We start from the raw sequence: 22250 nt of genomic DNA on the forward strand, positions 1-22250 counted from the left end.
AGATCTAATGAAGAAAATTACAAAGAATATTAAGGTTAAAGTTGCCTCGAATAAAAAAAAAGTTTCAGGAAACATATTGAATGCACCTAAAACACATAAATTACCTCGTGTGGTTAAAGCAAGAGCAGGACAAACTATAACAGGTAAAATTGGAGGTATTAGAAAGACACCCAATAAATCAATTGCAAAACCAGGACAAACAATAACTGGTAAAATTAGACGAAGAACCAATTGACCCAAAAACCTAAAAAGAAACAGAAAATATTTATAGAAGCCCTTGAGCAGAGGATAATGCTCGACGGAGCAGGGGCCTCAACCTTTTTAGATTTAATTGATGAACGTAATCAAGAAGATATAAAAAAAAACTCTAAAATAATCGATACCACTAAAGACAACAATGAAGTTCCTTTTGCAAACACTGCAAGAGACCAAAACAAAAAAAATGTAGTCTTTATTGATAGTGCTGTCTCTGATTATGAAACCATTATTAATTCATTTAAAGAAAACACTGAGTTTTATTTAATCAACTCCAATGAAGATGGATTTAAAAGAATTAGTGAAATTTTAAATGATCGAAAAGATATTGATGGTTTACACATCATCGGTCACGGTAGTGCTGGACAAATTTTATTTGGTAATGCCTTTTTAAATAACGATACCATCACTAATTACCAATCAACTTTAGCATCCATTGGTCAATCGTTAACCACAAGTGGAGATATTTTATTTTATGGTTGTAATGTAGCTTCCACTGAACAAGGTGAAATTTTAATTAAAAAAATATCAGAGATTACTAAAGCAGATATTGCAGCGTCAGATGACCTTACTGGTAAAGGTGGAGACTGGGTATTAGAAAAAAAAGAAGGTTTAATTGGTGAAGAAGAACTTAAAGTTAAAAATTACAAACATGCTCTTGGATCATTATCTTCTTCAGGTGTTCTATCTAACTCAGGTGTTACTCATATTGATAGCAATGTTACAATGATGAATTCTGGTAATGTTGGACTTGGAAGCTCAGGAGCTTTTGCAACAGTTGGTTCTGATTTTGGTTTAGCTGTAGAACAACAAAATGTTTCTGTTTCTAGTGGAGAATTAATTTCGAATCTTGATGTTGATTCAACTTATATTTTCGATGACGATAATGATACTGGAGATGCTGCATTACAAAATGGAGCTAATCAAAATGCTTCAAGCAATATTACGGTAAATTCATATCTAATGTTTCTAGTAGAGGATATAAACAAAAGAGCCAGTGGTTCAGCTGGAGAAGTTGTTTTTGACGGTGAAATAGTTGGAATATTTTTTGATCAAGCAAAAACTCGAGCAGCAAGTGTTGGTGGTAACACATATCATTCTGGCAATTTAATTTATGCAATGAGTGGTAGCGGAGGAAGTAGCAATTCTTCAGATAATGACGGTGGTAGAATGGCAGAGGGTAAAAAAAGTCATACTGGTATGACAAACTTCTTTAATACTACTCAATCTCATAGTTCATCTGCAGCTATTGCAAATGGTAGTAGCGGTTCTGATTGGGTTTCTGTTTCAAATCATGGAAGTGGAACAAATAATCTTTTACAATTTGGAGCGCAGAATGCGAATGTTTCCGCTGGAGATTATATAAGAATTCTCGTTGTACCAAACTCATCAGATGGTTCAGCAACTGTTGAAGAAGATGGCTCTGTATCAGTTAGCAATGGAGGAAGCGCTTCAAGTCCTGATCCAATTACAGTCGACTCAGGATCTACATTAAGTTCATCATCAGGTAGCCCAAGAAGAATGACTTTTAGCGATGATGGGACTAAATTATTTGTTCTAGAGCATACTAACGATACAATAACTACACATAATCTTGGAACTGCTTACGATATTTCAACCCAAACTTCATCAGTAACAGGTACTACTTTAGCCTCAAACCCTCATTCCAGTTCCAGGGCTTATGGAATAGCTTTTAGCAATGATGGAACTAAAATGTTTACATCAGATCTTGATACAGGATATGTTTATCAATCGACTTTGACTACCCCCTGGGATGTGTCCACAAATCAAAGAAGTTCTTCAGATGATTTAAATACAGTTTCTCTTTATGGAGTAACAGCTAGTAATAGCTTATATAATAGAGACATTACATTTAGCGAGGATGGAACCAAATTATTTATTTTAGGGTCTGATAAAACAGTTCATCAAATTAGTTTAGGAACAGCATGGGATCTATCATCTTATCAAACTCCAGATGTTGAAAAAGATCTTTCATCAATCCTAACCGACACATATGCCAACTCAATTAGCTTTAGTCCAAATGGAAAAAAAATGTTCATCAATGAATATAATAACACAATTCATGAGTTTTCAATTGCAACTGCTTGGGATTTATCTTCAACGGTTACCAATGAAGGAAGTTTTCAATTAGGAACAGAAATAGCAAGTAATAATTTTGGAGAAGTTACTTGGAATAAAGATGGAACAAAACTTTTTGCAATAGATGATTTAGCTGAGGATATTACTGAGTATACTGTTTCAACACCATTTTCACTTGCAAATGTGGATCAAACTAAATCTGCCGAAAGTATCTCAACTGTTTCATCAATTAGAACAGGAACAGTTGCTGCAGGAAGTGGAACATCAGGTTCAACTAATACTGCTTTAACCGGAACTTACGGTCAGTTAACTATTCAATCCAATGGTTCATATAGTTATGTTGCAAATCAAGATGCAGCGGATGCACTAGATCCAGGGGATATTGTGTATGATTATTTTACTATTAATGGAGATACAGATTTAACAATTACCGTTATAGGTATCAATGATACACCAATCGCTGACAATGAAACTAATTCAACAGATGTTAGTACAACATTAACTGTTACAGATGGGTCTTCAGATGTTTTAGCAGGTGATACGGATGCTGATGCAGATGCATCTTTAACTGTTTCTGCAATCAGAACAGGTTCATCAGAAGGTTCAGGTGACGCAGGTACAATTGGTTCAGCTTTAAATGGAAGTTATGGTGCTTTAACAATGAACTCTGATGGTACCTATACTTATGTTGCAAGTTCAAGCGCTGGAACTGATAGTTTTAACTACACTGTAACCGATGAATTTGGTGCAACAGATATTGCAACGTTAACTATTACTGTTAATTCATCTAACGCTGCACCTACCGCATCTAATTCAACAGTATACATTAATGAAAATAACCAAGTATCTTCAGCAGGAGATAGAACACCATCTAATATTTCAAAAATATTTGCAGCCAGTGATTTTAATTATTCAGACGGTGATAGTGATAGTTTATCAAAAATAAAAATTACTACTTTAGAAAGTGCGGGTGTTTTAGAATATTCATCTAATGGATCATCTTGGGCTGATGTAACTTTAAATCAAGAAATAACAGCGTCAGATATTAGTAATAATAAATTAAGATTTACCCCAGCTGCAAATTCAGAAAGTAATGTAACGTTTGGTTTTAAAGTTCATGATGGTACAGATTATAGTTCATCAGCTTACACAATGACAGTATCTGTTAACGCTGCACCAAATGTTACAGATGCAACAGTTGGATCAACAGTGTCTGCTGATGGAACCAGTTCCGGTGATGTTCATGATGGTGTTGCAGATAGTGATGATGCTGATAGTGTTTTAGTAGTAACTGGTGTTGCATCAGGAAATGAAAGTTCAAATAATTCAATTGTAACCGATAATACTGGGGTTGGTTCAGCAGTATCTGGAACCTATGGTTCATTAAATATTGCTGCAAACGGTACTTATACTTACACAGCAAGTTCAACAAATAATATCGCGTACGATGCAACTGCAACAGACATTTTTACATTTACTACACGTGATGATGAAAGTAATTCAGGATCTAATGCCTATGACGTAGGTAGCATTACTTTTACCGTTGCAAGTTCAATTTCTTTAACAGATGACACGGATAGTGTTAATGAAGATGCAACAATTACTAAAACTGGTTCTCAAGACGATGTATTAAATGATGATGCTGCTGATACTAATGGTTTAGTAGTCACCCATATTAAAAAAGATGGTGGATCAAATTCAACAGTTGCTAGTAGTAGTACTTATACATCTAACGGAACTTCTGTTACGGGTACTTATGGTACTTTAGTAATTGGTGCGGATGGTTCTTATACTTATACAGCCGATCAAAGTGCTGCTGATGATTTAGATTTAAATGATGAAGTAACAGATGTATTTGTCTATACGGCAGATGGTGCTACAGCAAATTTAACTATTACAGTAACTGGTATCAATGATGTACCAGAAGCTGCAGATAAAACTGTAACTACAAATGAGGATACAGCTTATGTATTTTCAGCATCAGATTTTGGCTACACAGATGCAGATGACGATGATGCGTTAGTAAGTGTAAAAATTACAGGATTAGAAGATGCTGGTGCTTTACAATATAATAATGGTAGTGCTTGGGTAGATGTAACTGAAAATCAAGTGATAACAGCAACGGATATCGGTAATAATAAATTGAGATTTAACCCAGCTGCAAATGAAAATGGATCTTCTTACACTAGTTTTGATTTTACAGTAAATGATGGCGATGCAGATAGTGCCTCAGCTAATACAATTACAGTCAATGTAACAGCAGTTAACGATGCACCTGTTGCAGATAACGAAACTAATTCAGTCAATGAAGATGCAACATTAACCGTTACCGATGGAACTTCAGATGTTTTACATGGAGACACTGATACTGAAAATGATGCATTAACCGTTACCCAAATTGCAGTAACAGGTGCATCTGCTTCATCAGTTGCAGGAAGTAGTACTTACAATAGTAACGGAACATCAAAAACAGGTACTTATGGTACTTTAGTAATTGGTGCGGATGGTACTTATACTTATACAGCAGATCAATCAGCTGCTGATGACCTTGATGCTGGAGATACCGCAACCGATAGTTTTACTTACACGGTTTCAGATGGAACCGCAACGGATACTGCAACAATTACAATAACAGTGACAGGTATCAATGATGTACCAGAAGCTGCAGATAAAACTGTAACTACAAATGAGGATACAGCTTATGTATTTTCAGCATCAGATTTTGGCTACACAGATGCAGATGATGATGATGCGTTAGTAAGTGTAAAAATTACAGGATTAGAATCTGCTGGTGCTTTACAATATAACAATGGATCAGCTTGGGTAGATGTAACTGAAAATCAAGTGATAACAGCAACGGATATCGGTAATAATAAATTGAGATTTAACCCAGCTGCAAATGAAAATGGATCTTCTTACACTAGTTTTGATTTTACAGTAAATGATGGCGATGCAGACAGTGCCTCAGCTAATACAATTACAGTCAATGTAACAGCAGTTAACGATGCACCAACTGCAAGAGGTGACACTGGTATTGTAAATGAAGATGTAACGTTAACAGTTTCTAATAGTAGTAATGCAACAACAAGTGTTACTGCAGCTTCATTTGTTAGATCTAAATCTTTAGGGGATGCAGGATATCAAAGTCAGGAAACAAAATTTAGTCCTGATGGAACAAAAATGTTTGTGCTTGATACTTATCAAAATACAAATGAAATTCATCAATATACATTAACAACCGCCTTTGATATTTCTAGTGCTTCATTTGATGGTGCAGATGAAACTTTTGACCTTAGTAATGAGAATTCTTCATCGAGTAATTTCACATTTAATAATGATGGAACCAAATTCTATTCAGCTTATTCGGGTAGATTATATGAATATGACGTATCAACTGCTTATGATATTTCCACAAGTTCTTATAATAATAATTTCTTTGATTTAATACTGGAGTACCCAAATACTCGTAATATGGGTAGTGGTGTAAACGTAGCATTTAATAGCGATGGAACCAAATTATTTGCGCTAGATGCACAACAACGTGAAGTGCATGAATACTCTCTTTCAACTGCCTTTGATGTAACTTCAGCATCTCGTACAAATAATTATGTAAGTGTTGGCACTCAAGAAGCAAGTCCATACGGTTTTGCATTTAGCAATGATGGAAAAAAAATGTTTATATCTGGATTGGGAAAGGATGTTAATGAATATACACTCTCAACTGGTTTTGACTTATCATCTACTTTTGAGTTTGTAGGTAGTTTTGATGTTTCATCTAAAGATTGGTATCCACTCGGTATTACATTTAACAATGATGGTACAAAAATGTTTGTGACAGGCTCACAACAAGATAAACTTTTTGAATATTCGCTTACTACTCCTTTCAGCTTAATAGATGTATCAGGTGAACATTCAGGAGATGTCATTAACACAAGTTCAACAGATAATTATGATACAGACCCTGAGGGCGACGCACTAACGGTTACAACTTACTCTCATACATCAGCAACAGATCAAGATGGGGGTAGTATATCTTCAACAAGCAGTACTGGAACAGCTGGAACCAACAATGTTACAGGTTATTATGGAACATTGGATTTAGAAGGTAATGGTTCTTACACTTATACTGCAGATCTAACAGTAACTCAGGCCTTAGATTCAGGAGATACTGTAACAGATATATTTACTTATACTGTAGATGATGGAAATGGTGGAACTGATACAGTAACTATAACAATTACAGTAATTGGTATGAATGATGCTCCAGTTGCACAAAATGATGTTGGAGTTATTGTCGAAGATGGAACTTTAACAGTTTCAAATGGTGCTAATGCCAATGTTTCAGGTTCTTATGATGCAACAGGTGAACATTCTGGTGATGTAATTGATACTAGTTCAAGTTCTCATACAGATAGTGATGCCGATGCTAGTGCATCTCTAACAGTTTCAGCAATTAGAACAGGCTCAAGCGAAGGTTCAGGAACCGCTGGTTCAATTGGTTCAGCTTTAACGGGTACTTATGGTCAATTAACCATTGCAGCAGATGGCTCTTATTCTTATGTAGCTAATCAAGATGCAGCGGTAGGTGACTCAGTCACAGAATCATTTAATTACACATTATCAGATGGAACAGCAACAGACATTGGAGTAATTACAATTACAATTCTTGGAGTTAATGATGCAGGTTTCATTAAAGAAGGTGGAACTTTAACTGTTGCAAATAGTGCAGCCGCTAACTCTGGAGCAAGCACCGGTAATCATACTGGAGATATTACTGATAATGGTAGCAATATTACTAGTATCACTGCAACGACAGCAGGTGGAAATGCACAAACAACTTTTTCAAGTAACTCTGAAACAGTGACAGGTGAGTACGGTACTTTAACAATTAACTCTGATGGTTCTTACTCTTATGTTGCAAACTCAAATATATCAGGCCTTGATGCAGGAGATGCAAATATAAAGGATGTCTTCACTTATATCGTTTCAGATGGCTCCACTACATCTACTGCAACCCTTACAATGAATATTATTGCTAGCCAAGATCTAACTGCACGAGATGATAATGGTACTGTAAATGAAGATGCAACGTTAGAAGTTGATGATGGTGATAATTTAACAACTGTTGCACCAGCATCTTACGATGATAGCGATAGCTTTACTATTGCAGGTTCAGATTCAAATCCTGTTACTACTCAAAGTACTTTTAACGATTTACTTTTTAATCCTGATGGAACAAAAATGTACACATTAGGATCTGCTTCTGGTCTCTCTGGTAGAAGCCTTTTTCAATACACATTATCAATTCCTTTTGACGTATCAACTGCTTCAGTTTCAAGTAATGATAATGCTGATGTTGGAGGCTCATGGACTACAGACAACGAAGCTATGAGATTTAATAATGACGGAACAAAGCTTTTTGTTCTTTTTGATTCTCCTAATCAAAATACTTCAAGTTATATGTATCAATACACTTTAAGCACCCCTTACGATATTACCAGCACTGTAACAGCGGGTAATTCCCTCCGGTTAGGGAATCAGTATAAAAATTATAGAACATTTCTTTTTAATGACGATGGTTCAGAGATGTTTATTAGTGAAGTTAGTGGTATATACAAATATACTTTAAGTACTTCTTTTGATACTTCAACTGCTTCAAAAACTTCTTCATATTTGTCTGCAAGTGTTACTGGTATGCAATATAATAACGATGGTACAAAGTTATTTACAGTTTATCAAACAACAACAATTGGTTCTACAGCAAAAATATCACAGTGGTCATTGTCAACTGCTTATGATCTTATGACTGCAAGTTCAAATAGCACCTATTTTGATACTGGTGAAGCTACTGGTTCTCTTGGTAATGGAGTCCCTACTCAATTTATCACTTTTAACAATGATGGATCAAAATTCTTTAGTTTTAATGGTAGTAGTGATCCAGCAAAAATTAAAGAATGGAATCTAGCTTCACCTTTTAATGTAGTAAATGTTAGCGGCGAACATTCAGGAGATGTCATTAACACAAGTTCAACTGCTAATTATGATACAGACCCTGATAGCGATACTCTTACAGTTACTGCGATTAGAACAGGATCAAGTGAGGGATCGGGTACCGTAGGATCTGTTGGTTCAGCTTTAACAGGAACATACGGTCAATTAACAATTGCTGCAAATGGATCATATACCTATGTAGCAAATCAAGATGCAGCGGATGCATTGGATCCAGGTGATGTGGTAACTGACACTTTTAATTATACAGTTTCAGATGGACAAGGTGAAACGGATATTGCAGTTTTAACTATTACTGTTAATGGAATTAATGATACACCTGTTGCAGATGCTGAAACAGGTTCAGTTGATACAACTCAAACTTTAACAGTCACTGATGGTACTTCAGATCTTTTACATGGGGATACGGATGCAGATGCTAGTGCTTCATTAAGTGTATCGAGTATTGTTGCAACCACAGCAAGTGGAAGCGCAACTGCTGTTAATCCAGGAACTGCTTATAATTCAGGTTACACATCAGTTACTGGCAGTAAGGGAACTTTGAGAGTTGGTGCAGACGGTACTTATCAATACATTGCAGGTTCAAGTACTGGTACCGATGTTTTTACTTACACATTATCAGATGGAACAGCAACACATACAGCTACTTTAACAATTACAGTTAATAGTAGTAACAATGCTCCTTCAGCTGTTGCAGATACTGATAGTGTTAATGAAGATGCAACAGTTACTCAAAGCTCAGGTTCAGGTTTATTAAATGCAGATGATTCAGATGCTGATGGTGATAGTTTAACGGTTACTCAAATTAAAAAAGATGGTGGAAGTAATTCATCCGTATCTGGAGGAAGCTCATATAATTCAAGCGGAACATCAGTCACAGGAACCTATGGAACATTAACGGTTGGAGCTGATGGAACTTATACATATGTTGCGGATCAAGCTGCAGCTGATGCTTTAGATGCAAGCGACACTGTTACAGATGTATTTACTTATACTATTTCAGACGGCAATGGTGGAACAGATACTGCAAATTTAACTATTACAGTCACAGGTGTTAATGATGCACCTTCAGCTACAAATGACACAGGGTCAGTTAATGAAGATGCAACTTTAACAGTTTCAACAGCATCAAGTGGTGTAACTCAAGATAATGATACAGATGCGGACGCCGATGATAGCGCATCATCATTGGTTATTACTCAAATTAAAAAAGATGGTGGATCAAATAGTTCAGTTAGTGGAGGAACCAATCATAGCAACGGAACTTCGGTTACAGGAACTTATGGGACATTAGTCATTGGTGCTAATGGAACTTATACTTATGTAGCTGATCAAGATGCAGCGGATGCATTAGATGCAAGCGACACTGTTACAGATGTATTTACTTATACAGTTTCAGATGGAAATGGTGGAACAGATACTGCCAATATTACAATTACTGTTACAGGAGTGAACGATGACCCAATTGGAGTTAATGATACAGATAGTGTTAACGAAGATGCAACTATAACTGAAAGCTCAGGATCAGAATTATTAGTTGCTGATGATACAGATGCAGATGATAGTTCATCTTTAACGGTGACACAAATTAAAGTCACAGGTGGATCAAATAGTTCTGTTGCTGGAAGTAGTACTTATAATAGTAATTTTACAACAGTTACTGGAACTTATGGAACATTAAAAGTTGGTGCTGATGGATCTTATACTTATGTTGCAGATCAAGCTGCAGCGGATGCACTAGATGTTGGTGATAATGTGACAGATAGTTTTACTTATACAGTCTCAGATGGAACAGCAACATCTACAGCAACATTAATAATTACAGTAACTGGTATCAATGATGTACCAGTTGCAGTTAATGATACAGATGCTGTAAATGAAGATGCAACTATAACTGAAAGCTCAGGATCAGAATTATTAGTTGCTGATGATACAGATGCAGATGATAGTTCATCTTTAACGGTGACACAAATTAAAGTCACAGGTGGATCAAATAGTTCTGTTGCTGGAAGTAGTACTTATAATAGTAATTTTACAACAGTTACTGGAACTTATGGAACATTAAAAGTTGGAGCTGATGGATCTTATACTTATGTTGCAGATCAAGCAGCAGCTGATGCGCTAGATGCAAGTGATACTGTGACAGATAGTTTTACTTATACCGTATCAGATAATACATGGTTTGATACAGCTACATTAATAATTACAGTAACTGGTATCAATGATGTACCAGAAGCTGCAGATAAAACTGTAACTACAAACGAAGATACTCCTTATGTATTTTCAGCAAATGATTTTGGCTACACAGATGCAGATGACGATGATGCGTTAGTAAGTGTAAAAATTACAGGATTAGAAGATGCAGGTGCTTTACAATATAATAATGGTAGTGCTTGGGTAGATGTAACTGAAAATCAAGTGATAACAGCAACGGATATCGGTAATAATAAATTGAGATTTAACCCAGCTGCAAATGAAAATGGATCTTCTTACACTAGTTTTGATTTTACAGTAAATGATGGCGATGCAGATAGTGCCTCAGCTAATACAATTACAGTCAATGTAACAGCAGTTAACGATGCACCTGTTGCAGATGATGAAACAGGAGCTGTTAATGAAGATGCAACATTAACTGTTACGGATGGAACCTCAGATGTTTTACACGGAGATACAGACGCAGATAGTGATACTTTAACAGTTACAACTTATTCTCATACATCAGCTACAAATCAAAGTGGTGGAAATGCATCATCTGCAAACGGAAACAGTGGAACAGCAGGAACAAATGCTGTCGTAGGTTATTATGGTACATTAACTTTAGCAGCGGATGGAACTTATACTTATGCAGCTGATCAAAGTGCTGCAGATGATTTAGATGCTTCAGACACTGCAACAGATGTCTTTACCTATACACTATCAGATGGAACCGCAACGGATACTGCAACAATTACAATAACAGTGACAGGTATCAATGATGCTCCAGCTGCAGTCAATGATACTGATGCTGTAAATGAAGATGCAACAGTTACCAGAACTTCAGGTGATAATTTATTAATGGCAGATGATAGTGATGCTGATGATGATGATAGTTTTACCGTTACACAAATTGCAGTAACAGGTGGATCAAATAATGCAGTTACTGCAAGCAGTACTTATAATTCTGGTTCACCAGAAACGGTAACAGGAACTTATGGTACACTTACTGTTGGTGCTAATGGAACATATACTTACGTTGCAGATCAATCAGCGTCTGATGATTTAGATGCTTCAGACACTGCAACAGATAGTTTCACTTATACAATATCGGATGGAACAACAACAGACACTGCAACATTAATCTTTACGGTAACAGGAATTAATGATGTACCAACTGCTGCAGATAAAACTGTAACTACAAATGAGGATACAGCTTATGTATTTTCAGCATCAGATTTTGGCTACACAGATGCAGATGACGATGATGCGTTAGTAAGTGTAAAAATTACAGGATTAGAAGATGCAGGTGCTTTACAATATAATAATGGTAGTGCTTGGGTAGATGTAACTGAAAATCAAGTGATAACAGCAACTGACATTGCTGCTAATAAATTAAGATTTAACCCAGCTGCAAATGAAAATGGATCTTCTTACACTAGTTTTGATTTTACAGTAAATGATGGCGATGCAGATAGTGCCTCAGCTAATACAATTACAGTCAATGTAACAGCAGTTAACGATGCACCTGTTGCAGATGATGAAACTAATTCAGTCAATGAAGATGCAACATTAACCGTTACCGATGGATCGTCAGATGTTTTACATGGAGATACCGATGTTGATAGTGGCGATACTTTAACAGTTACAACTTATTCTCATACATCAGCTACAAATCAAAGTGGTGGAAATGCATCATCTGCAAACGGAAACAGTGGAACAGCAGGAACAAATGCTGTCGTAGGTTATTATGGTACATTAACTTTAGCAGCGGATGGAACTTATACTTATGCAGCTGATCAAAGTGCTGCAGATGATTTAGATGCTTCAGACACTGCAACAGATGTCTTTACCTATACACTATCAGATGGAACCGCAACGGATACTGCAACAATTACAATAACAGTGACAGGAATTAACGATGCTCCAGTTGCAGTCAACGATACTGATGCAGTTAACGAAGATGCAACAGTTACCAGAACTTCAGGTGATAATTTATTAATGGCAGATGATAGTGATGCTGATGATGATGATAGTTTTACCGTAACTCAAATTGCAGTAACAGGAGCTTCTAATTCTTCAGTTGCAAGCTCAAGTTCTTATAATAGCAATTTTACTTCAATTACTGGAACTTATGGAACATTAAAAGTGGGTGCTGATGGTACTTATACATATGTAGCCGATCAAAGTGCAGCTGATGATTTAGACTTAAATGATACTGCAACAGATAGTTTCACTTACACAATTTCAGATGGTGATACTACTGACACTGCAACATTAATCTTTACGGTTACAGGAATTAACGATGCTCCAGTTGCAGTTGATGATACTGATGCTGTTAACGAAGATGCGACAGTTACAAGAAGTTCAGGATCAAGTTTATTAATGGATGATGATAGTGATGCTGATGATGATGATGCATTTACAGTTACACAAATAGCAGTAACAGGTAGCTCCAATAATGCAGTTACTGCAAGCAGTACTTATAATTCTGGTTCACCAGAAACGGTAACAGGAACTTATGGTACACTTACTGTTGGAGCTGATGGTACTTATACATATGTAGCTGATCAAAATGCTGCTGATGATTTAGATGCTTCAGACACTGCAACAGATAGTTTCACTTATACAATATCGGATGGAACAGCAACAGACACTGCAACATTAATCTTTACAGTAACTGGTGTTAATGATGTACCAGAAGCTGCAGATAAAACTGTAACTACAAATGAGGATACAGCTTATGTATTTTCAGCATCAGATTTTGGCTACACAGATGCAGATGACGATGATGTGTTAGTAAGTGTAAAAATTACAACATTAGAAAGTGCTGGTGCATTACAATATTATAATGGTAGCGCTTGGGTAGATGTAACCTTAAATCAAGTAATAACAGCAACAGACATTGCTGCTAATAAGTTGAGATTAAATCCAGCTACTAATGAAAATGGTTCGCCTTACACTACTTTTAATTTTACAGTAAATGATGGGGATGCAGATAGCGCAACTCCAAATACAATTACGGTAAATGTTACAAATGTAAATAACGCACCTGTTGCAGATAATGAAACTAATTCAGTTAATGAAGATGCAACAGTCACAGTCACAGATGGAACGTCTGATGTTTTACATGGAGATACGGATGCAGATAGTGGTGATACCTTAACAGTAACTCAAATTGCAGTAACAGGTGGATCAAATAGTTCAGTTGCTGGAAGCAGTGCTTATAACAGCAATTTTACTTCAGTTACTGGAACTTATGGAACATTAAAAATAGGTGCTAATGGAACATATACTTATGTAGCTGATCAATCAGCGTCTGATGATTTAGATGCTTCAGACACTGCAACAGATAGTTTCACTTACACAGTTTCAGATGGAACAGCGACAGACACTGCAACATTAATCTTTACAGTAACAGGAATTAACGATGCTCCAGTTGCAGTCAACGATACTGATGCAGTTAACGAAGATGCAACAGTTACCAGAACTTCAGGTGATAATTTATTAATGGCTGATGACAGCGATGCTGATGATGATGATAGTTTCACAGTAACTCAAATAGCAGTTACTGGTAGCTCTGATAACGCAGTTACTGCAAATAGTACTTATAATTCTGGTTCACCAGAAACAGTAACAGGAACTTATGGTACACTTACTGTTGGTGCTAATGGAACATATACATATGTAGCTGATCAAAATGCTGCTGATGATTTAGATTTAAACGACCAAGTAACAGATAGTTTCACATATACAATATCGGATGGAACAGCGACAGACACTGCAACATTAATCTTTACAGTAACAGGAATTAACGATGCTCCAGTTGCACAAAATGATGTAGGAGTTATTGTCGAAGATGGAACTTTAACAGTTTCAAATGGTGCTAATGCCAATTTATCAGGAAGTTATGATGCAACAGGTGAACACTCTGGTGATATTATTGATACTAGTTCAAGTTCTCATACAGATAGTGATGCTGATGATAGTGCATCTCTAACTGTTACTGCAATTAGAGTAGGCTCAAGTGAAGGTTCAGGAACAGCAGGATCCATTGGATCTGCTTTAACGGGAACGTATGGTCAATTAACCATTGCAGCAGATGGTTCTTATTCTTATGTAGCCAATCAAGATGAAGCGGATGCATTAGATGCAGGTGACTCAGTCACAGACTCATTTAATTATACATTATCAGATGGAACAGCAACAGATATTGGAGTAATTACAATTACAATTCTTGGAGCAAACGATGCTCCCGTTGCTAATAACGATACTGGTTCAGTAAATGAAGACGCAACCTTGACAGTTTCCTCAGCTTCAAGTGGAGTTACACAAGATAACGATACAGATGTAGATGGTGATGATACAGTTTCATCTTTAACAGTTACACAAATAGCTGTTACTGGAAGTTCAAACTCAAGTGTTACTTCAAGTACTACTTATTCTAATGGAACTTCTGTAACGGGAACTTATGGTACACTGGTTATTGGCGCAAATGGTACTTATACATATGTAGCTGATCAAAGTGCTGCAGATGATTTAGATTTAAATGATACTGCAACAGATAGTTTCACTTACACAGTTTCAGACGGAACAACAACAGACACTGCAACATTAATCTTTACAGTGACAGGTATCAATGATGCTCCAGTTGCAGTCAATGACACCGATGCATTAAATGAAGATGCAACAGTTACCAGAAGTTCAGGTGATAATTTATTAATGGCAGATGATAGTGATGCTGATGATGATGATAGTTTTACTGTTACACAAATTGCAGTAACAGGTGGATCAAATTCAAGTGTAAACTCAAGCACTACTTATTCTAATGGAACTTCAGTAACTGGAACATACGGTACTCTAGTTGTTGGAGCTGACGGATCATATACATATGAAGCAGATCAAAGTGCTGCTGATGATTTAGATTTAAACGACCAAGTAACAGATAGTTTTACATATACAATATCGGATGGAACGGCAACAGACACTGCAACATTAATCTTTACAGTGACAGGAATTAACGATGCTCCAGTTGCAGTCAATGATACTGATGCTGTTAATGAAGATGCCACAGTAACCAGAAGTTCAGGCTCAAGTTTATTAATGGCAGATGATAGTGATGCTGATGATGATGATGCATTTACAGTAACTCAAATTGCAGTAACAGGTGGATCCAATAGTTCAGTTGCTGGAAGTAGTACTTATAACAATAATTTTACCTCAGTTACTGGAACTTATGGAACATTAAAAGTTGGTGCAGATGGAACATATACATATGTAGCCGATCAAAGTGCTGCTGATGATTTAGATGCTTCAGACACTGCAACAGATAGTTTCACTTACACAGTTTCAGATGGAACAGCGACAGACACTGCAACATTAATCTTTACAGTAACTGGTGTTAATGATGTACCAACAGCTTCAGATAAAACAATTTCTACTGCAGAAGATACCCCTTACGTATTTTCAACTTCTGATTTTGGATACACAGATGCAGATGATGACGATGCATTAGTAAGTGTGAAAATTACAACATTAGAAGACGCTGGTGCCTTACAATATTATAATGGTAGCGCTTGGGTAGATGTAACTTTAAATCAGGTGATAACAGCAACAGACATTGCTGCTAATAAATTAAGATTAAATCCTACTGCAGATGAGAATGGATCTCCTTATACAACAATTGGTTTTTCTGTAAATGATGGTGATGCAGATAGCGCAACTCCAAATACAATTACGGTAAACGTTACTGCTGTTAATGATGCTCCAGTAGCTGACAACGAAACTAATTCAGTGAATGAAGATGCAACAGTAACTGTGACTGATGGAACCTCAGATGTTTTACATGGAGATACTGATGTTGATAGTGGTGATACCTTAACAGTAACTCAAATTGCAGTAACAGGTGGATCAAACAGTTCAGTTGCAAGCTCAAGTTCTTACAATAGTAATTTTACTTCAATTACTGGAACTTATGGAACATTAAAAGTTGGTGCTGATGGTACTTACACTTACGTTGCAGATCAAAGTGCAGCTGATGATTTAGATGCTTCAGATACTGCAACAGATAGTTTCACTTATACAGTTTCAGACGGAACAGCTACTGACACTGCAACATTAATCTTTACAGTGACAGGAATTAACGATGCTCCTGTAGCAGTTAACGATAGCGATGTAGTTAATGAGGACGCAACAGTAACACAAACTTCAGGCTCAAGTTTATTAATGGCAGATGATAGTGATGCTGATGATGATGATAGTTTTACTGTTACACAAATTGCACTAACAGGTGGATCAAACAGTTCAGTTGCAAGCTCAAGTTCTTACAATAGTAATTTTACTTCAATTACTGGAACTTATGGAACATTAAAAGTTGGTGCTGATGGTACTTACACTTACGTTGCAGATCAAAGTGCAGCTGATGATTTAGATGCTTCAGATACTGCAACAGATAGTTTCACTTATACAGTTTCAGACGGAACAGCTACGGATACAGCTACATTAATCTTTACAGTGACAGGTATCAATGATGCTCCCGTTGCAGTCAACGATACTGATGCATTAAATGAAGATGCCACAGTAACCAGAAGTTCAGGCTCAAGTTTATTAATGGCAGATGATAGTGATGCTGATGATGATGATGCATTTACAGTAACTCAAATTGCAGTAACAGGTGGATCAAACAGTTCAGTTGCAAGCTCAAGTTCTTATAATTCAAGTGGGACTCAAGTTACAGGTACATACGGTACACTTACTGTTGGTGCTGATGGTACTTATACATATGTAGCCGATCAAAGTGCAGCTGATGATTTAGATGCCTCAGATTCTGTAACAGATAGTTTCACTTACACAATTTCAGATGGTGATACTACTGACACTGCAACATTAATCTTTACAGTAACCGGAATTAATGATGTGCCAACTGCATCTGATAATGCAGTTACTACAAACGAAGATACCCCTTATGTATTTTCAGCATCAGATTTTGGATACACAGATGCAGATGATGATGATGCATTAGTAAGTGTAAAAATTACAACTTTAGAAGATGCTGGTGCATTACAATATTATAATGGTAGCGCTTGGGTAGATGTAACTTTAAATCAGGTGATAACAGCAACAGACATTGCTGCTAATAAATTAAGATTAAATCCTACTGCAGATGAGAATGGATCTCCTTACACTACTTTTAATTTTACAGTAAATGATGGGGATGCAAGTAGTTCAACACCTAATACTATTACGGTAAATGTAACAGCAGTTAATGATACTCCAACAGCTACTGATGATACAGCTAGTGTTAATGAAGATGCTACTACAACCATTTCATCTGCATCAAGTGGAGTAATAGATGACAATGATACAGATCCAGATTCATCAGATACTTTAACTTTAACTAACGTTGCTCATACAAATGGAAACACAGAAAGCGTTACATCGAGCACCACTTATTTAAATGGTCAATCAATTACTGGAACTTATGGTGCTTTAACAGTGGGTGCTGATGGAACATATACATATGTAGCAGATCAAAGTGCTGCTGATGATTTAGATGCTTCAGATACTGCAACAGATGTCTTTACCTATACACTATCAGATGGAACAGCAACCGATACTGCAACAATTACAATTACTATTACTGGTGTTAACGATGCTCCCGTTGCAGTCAATGATACTGATGCTGTTAACGAAGATGCAACAGTTACCAGAACTTCAGGTGATAATTTATTAATGGCAGATGATAGTGATGCTGATGATGATGATAGTTTTACCGTAACTCAAATTGCAGTAACAGGAGCTTCTAATTCTTCAGTTGCAAGCTCAAGTTCTTATAATAGCAATTTTACTTCAATTACTGGAACTTATGGAACATTAAAAGTTGGTGCTGATGGAACATACACTTACGTTGCAGATCAAAGTGCTGCTGATGATTTAGATGCTTCAGATACTGCAACAGATAGTTTCACTTATACAGTTTCAGATGGAACAGCGACAGACACTGCAACATTAATCTTTACAGTGACAGGAATTAATGATGCTCCAGTTGCGGATAATGAAACAAATTCAGTAAATGAAGATGCAACACTTACAGTCACAGATGGAACTTCAGATGTTTTACATGGAGATACGGATGCAGATGACAGCGCATCTCTAACAGTTTCAGCAATTAGAACTGGAGCGGAAGGCGGAAGTGGAACTGCAGGCTCAATTGGTTCTGGTTTAACTGGTACTTATGGAACTTTAACTTTAGCAAGTGATGGAACATATACATATGTAGCCGATCAAAGTGCTTCAGATGATTTAGACGCTTCAGACACTGCAACAGATGTATTTACCTATACAGTTTCAGATGGAACCGCAACGGATACAGCAACAATTACAATTACTATTACTGGTGTTAACGATGCTCCAGTTGCAGTCAATGATACTGATGCTGTTAACGAAGATGCGACAGTTACAAGAAGTTCAGGATCAAGTTTATTAATGGATGATGATAGTGATGCTGATGATGATGATGCATTTACAGTTACACAAATAGCAGTAACAGGTAGCTCCAATAATGCAGTTACTGCAAGCAGTACTTATAATTCTGGTTCACCAGAAACGGTAACAGGAACTTATGGTACACTTACTGTTGGAGCTGATGGTACTTATACATATGTAGCTGATCAAAATGCTGCTGATGATTTAGATGCTTCAGACACTGCAACAGATAGTTTCACTTATACAATATCGGATGGAACAGCAACAGACACTGCAACATTAATCTTTACAGTAACTGGTGTTAATGATGTACCAGAAGCTGCAGATAAAACTGTAACTACAAATGAGGATACAGCTTATGTATTTTCAGCATCAGATTTTGGCTACACAGATGCAGATGACGATGATGTGTTAGTAAGTGTAAAAATTACAACATTAGAAAGTGCTGGTGCATTACAATATTATAATGGTAGCGCTTGGGTAGATGTAACCTTAAATCAAGTAATAACTGCAACCGATATCTCAAATAATTATTTAAGATTAAATCCTACTGAAAATGAAACAGGCTCACCCTATACAACAATTGGTTTTTCTGTAAATGATGGAGATGCGGACAGTTCATCTTCGTATACAATGACCGTTAATGTAATCAATACAAATGATGCTCCAGTAGCTGACAACGAAATTAATTCAGTGAATGAAGATGCAACGGTCACAGTCACCGATGGAACTTCAGATGTTTTACATGGAGATACGGATGCTGATAGTGACACTTTAACAGTAACTCAAATTGCAGTAACAGGTGGATCCAATAGTTCAGTTGCTGGAAGTAGTACTTATAACAGCAATTTTACCTCAGTTACTGGAACTTATGGAACATTAAAAATAGGAGCTAACGGAACATACACTTACGTTGCAGATCAATCAGCGTCAGACGATTTAGATGCCTCAGATACTGCAACAGATAGTTTCACTTACACAGTTTCAGATAGTAATGCGACAGACACTGCAACATTAATCTTTACAGTAACTGGTGTTAATGATGTGCCAACAGCATCAAACAATGCAGTTTCAACAGAAGAGGATACACCATATGTATTTTCAACATCTGATTTTGGCTACACAGATGCAGATGATGACGATGCATTAGTAAGTGTAAAAATTACAACATTAGAAGACGCTGGTGCGTTGCAGTATTACAATGGATCAAACTGGGTAGATGTAACCTTAAATCAAGTAATAACTGCAACAGATATCTCAAATAGTTATTTAAGATTAAATCCTACTGCAGATGAAAATGGATCTCCTTATACAACAATTGGTTTCTCTGTAAATGATGGCGATGCAGATAGTGCTTCAAGTTACACTATGACAATTAACGTAACCGCTATAAATGATAATCCAGTTGCTGATAATGAAACGAATACCGCAACAGAAGGCACTACTACAACAGTCACAGACGGGACTTCAGATATTCTCTATGGCGACACAGATACAGAGGGAGATACATTAGAAATATCAGGCATAAGAACAGGAACAGAGTCTGGCTCTGGAACATTTGGAGCAATAGCTACACCTTTAACTGGTACTTATGGATCTTTAACAATTAATTCAGATGGAACATATAGTTATACGCCTAATGATGTTTTAGGTAGTGGAGAAACTGGAATAGATTATTTTACATATACAGTTTCAGACGGTAATGGTGGAACAGATACAGGACAACTTACTATAACGGTTACAGGTGCTAATGATGCCCCAGTTGGTGTTAATGATAGTAATACAATTGATATAGCAGCAACTTCAACTTTAACAGTCACAAATGACTCTGAAAAAGATGTGTTAACTAACGATACTGATCCAGACTCAAATGATACATCAATAGTAACCGAGATAAGAACAGGATCAACTGAAGGCTCAGGTACTGCTGGAACATTAGGGGAGGCATTAATTGGAACTTATGGTTCTTTGATAATGAACTCAAATGGTAGTTACACATATATAGTTAATGAAGGTTTAAAAGATACATTGGATCCAGGTGAAATAGTTTATGAATATTTTAATTATACAGTTAGAGATGGTAGTGGTGTTACGGATACAAGTTCAATTGTATTAAAATTACAAAATGGTGGTGGTGTTGTTAAAGAAATTAGAGAAAAGAAAGCTGAAAGAATTATTATAAATCAAGCTAGAATGGAAGCAAGAGTTCAAGTTGAAAATACTTTCACAGAACTAAATCAATCAACAGAATTTGATTTAAATAATTTTGAATTTGAACAAACTGCAAGAAAAACAGATTATTCCCAAGGTCTTAAATTAGTTGATTTAGTTGCCGAAACAGACTCTCTTCAAATTTCTGAAGGAGAACTTTCAAACCTTAAAGTTAAAGACAAACAAGAAGGTTTAAAATTGAAATTTGGTGTCATGAATGAAGCCGACAATGAGATTGTTAAATTTGATGGAAAAATGAGTGATGGTTCTGCATTACCTGAGTGGATTAAAATTAATCCTAAAACAGGTCAAACAACCACAAATATTCCAGAAGGTGTAGATAAAGTTGAAATTATGATTATTGCAACGGATAAAAACAATGAAACTCGAGAAATTGCAGTTGAGATTGATCCTGAAAAAATAAAACAAGATAGAAAAATTATCAAACAAGCAAAAAGAACAAATTCTTCAATTACTGTTAATGAAGATGGTACGGTTAATATTGTAAAACAAAATGAAGATGGATTAGTTGAAAGATCATTTAACAAAACATTAAATTTTAACAATCCAGCAGATATCAATGAAATTATTGAAACGTTTAAACCAGAAACAATTTTTCAACTTAAACCTTTAAATATTGGAAATGATTTAATTATAGATTTACCCAATGAGCTAAAAGGTAATTTTAATAATACTAAACTTGTTCTTAAAGATGGAACCGAAGTACCTGACTGGCTTGAGTATGATCCTGTAACGGGTCAAATTATTGCAGAAAATCCACCTGAAGATGTTTCTCAATTAGAATTAAAACTTATTATTGAGCAAGATGGAAAAATTATTGTAAAAGATTTAGAAGTTGATTTACAAGAGCAAAATGTATCCCAAAATTTTGATGGGGGTGAAAATAATAGATTTGTTACTTTAAGCGACCAATTAGATAAAGAATTTAATGATTGGGAAGATTATGGTAATGACCTTATTAATAGACTATAAAATAA

General features: G+C 36.1%; 2 protein-coding genes. Both read left to right on the forward strand.

The window, feature by feature from the left end:
• The first annotated feature begins 7 nt into the window (after positions 1-7).
• Complete coding sequence (locus SAR11_RS04660; RefSeq protein ID WP_011282048.1) at positions 8-235, forward strand: hypothetical protein; 228 nt, start codon at positions 8-10, stop codon at positions 233-235.
• Between the two features lie 56 nt (positions 236-291).
• Positions 292-22245 (forward strand): VCBS domain-containing protein, encoded by a 21954-nt coding sequence (locus SAR11_RS07035; RefSeq protein WP_011282049.1) that lies wholly within the window; start codon positions 292-294, stop codon positions 22243-22245.
• Positions 22246-22250 lie beyond the last annotated feature (5 nt).

It is taken from the genome of Candidatus Pelagibacter ubique HTCC1062 (assembly GCF_000012345.1).
GTDB lineage: Bacteria > Pseudomonadota > Alphaproteobacteria > Pelagibacterales > Pelagibacteraceae > Pelagibacter > Pelagibacter ubiqueversans.